The sequence below is a fragment of the Bacillus sp. SM2101 genome (assembly GCF_018588585.1).
Lineage (GTDB): Bacteria > Bacillota > Bacilli > Bacillales > SM2101 > Nanhaiella > Nanhaiella sioensis.
This window is the reverse complement of the sequence record NZ_JAEUFG010000082.1, coordinates 1-2,083: the sequence shown is the minus strand read 5'-3', so window position 1 is coordinate 2,083 and position 2,083 is coordinate 1. Positions and strand designations below refer to the sequence as shown.

Below are 2,083 nucleotides of genomic sequence, written 5' to 3'. Positions count from 1 at the left end.
ACTCTCTTCAAGCGAAGTGAGTTTGTCACAACTGATACTGAGCTAAATGCCATAGCTGCTCCAGCTACCCAAGGTGCTAATAAGCCGATGGCTGCAATTGGAATACCTGCTGAATTGTAAGCTAGTGCCCAAAATAGATTTTGACGAATGTTTCTCATCGTTTTTCTACTAAGGTCGATTGCTTTCGGAATTAACGTTAGTTCTCCACCCATTAGGGTTATATCGGCTGCTTCAATGGCAACATCTGTCCCAGTACCGATGGCAATACCGACATCTGCTGTTGCTAGAGCTGGTGCATCATTAATTCCATCACCAACCATGGCAACTTTCTTCCCTTGTTTCTGTAGTTCCTTCACATGGTTTGCTTTTTCTTCAGGAAGTACCTCTGCAAATACATGTTGAATTCCTACCTGTGAAGCAATGGCTTGTGCCGTTCTTTCGTTGTCTCCTGTCATCATATATACTTCAATACCTTGTGATTGTAGTTTGTCGATAGCTTCTTTTGCTGTTTCTTTTACTGTATCCGCCACTGCAATCACACCAGCTAGCTGTCCTTCTATCGCGATCATCATCGCTGTTTTTCCTTCTTTTTCAAAGGTCTCTAGCTTTTCATTATAAGAATGGAAGTCTACTTGATGTTTGTTCATAAGCTTGCGTGTTCCAGCTAGAACATCTTTCCCTTCAATACGGGCTTCGATACCATGACCAGGTATTGCTTCGAAATGGTCGATTGCTAGTTCTTTAGCTTGTTTTTCTTTACCATATTCAACGATGGCTTCTGCTAAAGGATGTTCAGATGATTTTTCTGCTGTGTATAAGTACGCTAAAACATCTGTATTGTCTGCTTCAAAATCTGTAACAACAGGCTTACCTTTTGTTATTGTTCCTGTTTTATCTAACACAATTGCTTCAATTTTATGAGCAATTTCTAAATGCTCTCCACCTTTAAATAAGATGCCATTTTCGGCTCCTTTACCTGTTCCAACCATAATAGAAGTTGGGGTAGCTAACCCTAATGCACATGGGCAAGCGATAACTAGAACGGCAATCGCTACTTCAATTGCTTGCGGCACATCCCCTGGAGCAACAACCATGATCCATACTAAAAAGGTGACGAGCGCTATTCCAACGACGATTGGTACAAAGTAGCCAGAAATAATATCTGCCATTCTTTGAATTGGAGCTTTTGATCCTTGTGCTTCTTCCACGACACGAATGATACTTGCAAGCGCCGTATCTTTTCCTACTTTTGTCGCCTTCATTTGAATCGTACCATTCTTATTAATCGTTGCACCAATCACACGATCTCCTTCAGTTTTATCGACTGGAATTGATTCACCAGTAATCATTGATTCATCTATTGAAGATCGTCCAGCAACGACTTCCCCATCAACAGGGATCTTTTCACCAGGCTTTACGATAATGATATCGTTTACGACAACTTGCTCAATCGGAACCTTCGTTTCGATGCCATTTCTTATGACAGTCGCTTCTTTCGCTTGTAAATTCAACAATTTTGAAATGGCTTCTGTCGTTCTTCCTTTTGCTAATGACTCAAATAGTTTACCGACTAAGATGAGTGTAATGAGAACTGCACTCGTTTCAAAGTATAAATGCGGCATATACTGTGGATTGCCTAGCGTTCTTAATGCTTCCACTACACTATAAAAATAAGCTGCTGACGTTCCAAGTGCTACAAGAACATCCATATTTGCACTTTTATTTCTAAGTGATTTATAAGCACCTACGTAAAATTGCCAACCGACGTAAAATTGAACGGGTGTAGCAAGTATAAATTGAAACCAAGGGTTCATAATAAATGATGGCATCGGTATCCCAAGATCCCACGGTGCATGACCAACCATCGAGTAAAGAAGTGGTAATGATAATAATATAGAAATGAATAGTTTCGTTTTCTTTTCCTTAATTTCTTCCTCTTTATGAGATGCCTTTTCTTCTCTTGTTTCCTTCACTTTGGCATCATAGCCGAGTTTTTGAATTTTGCCAATTACGTCATCAACACTAACTAACCCTGGTTGAAACGATAACGCAGCTGATTCAGTTGTCAAATTAACCGTTGCAG

1 protein-coding gene is annotated in these 2,083 nt (G+C 40.0%); it reads right to left on the bottom strand.

Features of this window, described 5'->3' with window-relative positions; all coding sequences use genetic code 11:
* A partial coding sequence (locus JM172_RS24185; protein WP_214484943.1) for a heavy metal translocating P-type ATPase occupies positions 1–2,083 on the bottom strand: 2,083 nt, incomplete at both ends.